Source organism: Coprococcus intestinihominis (genome assembly GCF_040096555.1).
Taxonomy (GTDB): domain Bacteria; phylum Bacillota; class Clostridia; order Lachnospirales; family Lachnospiraceae; genus Coprococcus_A; species Coprococcus_A intestinihominis.
This window is the reverse complement of record NZ_JBBMEK010000403.1, coordinates 1-1,802: the sequence shown is the minus strand read 5'-3', so window position 1 is coordinate 1,802 and position 1,802 is coordinate 1. Positions and strand designations below refer to the sequence as shown.

The window sequence follows — 1,802 nt, the reverse complement described above, 5'->3', positions numbered from 1 at the left end:
GGTCCGATGATGGCCTGGCTTGTCACGGAGATCCGAGGTCTGATCCCGCTGGCATTCCAGGGGCGTCTGGCAGATATGACAGCGATCAATGAACTGTTTATAGAGATTTATAACCGTTTTGAGAACCGTATACCTGAAAGAGATGAGATTTTGCAGATCATTTACTGGTATGTCAGTGATTACAGTGATCAGACTGTGACGGGGAGAACCCGGGAGAAGCTAGATCCGGCCCTGAGCTTTTACAAGGATATCATCATGAAGGCGGATTTGACAGATCTGTCTTATCTGTATCAGTATGGCGAGTATATTTCTGCCAATGAAAAGTCGATTGCTACGTATCTGAACAACCTGGATCAGTCGGTGATCGACGATATGGCAGCTACATTTGTGAATGGCTACGTGAGAGGATTTGAACTGTATAAGATTGACTTATCAGCCAAGAAGAATGTCCAGTTAAGAGCCAATATTGGTTTTGAGCGAGTGCTTCGTTCAACAATACGGCAATTTGAAGCATTAGGACTTTCTGTGATTGTCTGCAGGGATGCCATCCATAGTATTAACAAGACAGCGGGTAAGCTTGGTCTTGTGTCCTGCTCGGCTAATCCGCAGTATGATTACGATCACCGCATGGATAAGGGGTTATATCTTGACAAAGCTTTATGTGAGCGCATCATCGGTGTGACGAAATCTGCCTATGAGCAGTATGCGGATCTGGCAGAGGATTATGCCGGTCCGGCCTGGATGGATGTTTTTGGTGAGACTCCCTTTGAACCGGCGGCTAAAGAGGAGAACATCCGACTGTCGGATAAACAGCAGAAGCTGGCTGTTCGCATGGCAGGACAGCTGACAGAGATTGTCAATCAGTATATTGATGCGTCAGCCATCAGTTTTTCAATCATTGCCTGGCCACTGCCGTCCATTGGCGATCGGTTTGAGGCCATTATGGATGAGACGATCAAAGTCAACAATCTGGATAATGATCTGTTCAGAAGCATTCAGCAGAAGATGATCGATGCCATTGACGGCGCGGAATATATGCATATTACTGGTATGAACGGCAACCGGACGGATTTGAAAGTTGCCTTATGGCAGCTTCAGGATCCGGCGAAGGAAACGGTGTTTGAAAACTGTTGTGCAGATGTGAATATTCCTGTGGGTGAGATTTTTACAAGTCCGGTATTGGCAGGAACAAATGGAACGCTGCATGTAAGCAGTGTTTATCTTAATGGATTGAATTACAGAAATCTTTCATTGCGGTTTGAAGATGGCTGTGTTGCTGAAGCCGACTGCAGCAATTATGAGGACAGGGAAGAGAATCAGAAGTATCTGAGACAGAATCTCCTTCAGAATCATGAAACGCTGCCAATGGGAGAATTTGCCATCGGCACGAACACAACGGCCTATGCCATGGCCAGAAAATTCGACATTACACAGTTGATGCCGATTCTCATTATGGAGAAGACAGGGCCGCATTTTGCCATTGGCGATACTTGCTACAGCCATAGTGAAGATCATAAGGTATATAATACAGACGGCAAGGAAATTGTTGCCCGTGAGAATGAGAAGTCCCGCCTGAGGGATACGGATCCGGAACAGGCATATTTTAATGTGCATACGGATATTACGATTCCTTACGATGAGATCAGTGCCATTACAGCATGTTTTGCAGACGGCAGGCAGGTAGATATCATACGGGAGGGCAAATTCTGCCTTGAAGGTACGGAAGCACTGAATGAGCCACTCAACATATAAGCTGTGCTTATATAGTATCAACGATACATTTTAAATAAAAAAGGAAAGGT

General features: G+C 45.4%; 1 protein-coding gene. It reads left to right on the top strand.

Annotation, left to right across the window (positions count from 1 at the left end):
• Positions 1 to 1,752: aminopeptidase (locus WMO25_RS17655; RefSeq protein WP_349086507.1), on the top strand; the 1,752-nt coding region annotated here is incomplete at its 5' end.
• Between the last annotated feature and the right edge of the window lie 50 nt (positions 1,753 to 1,802).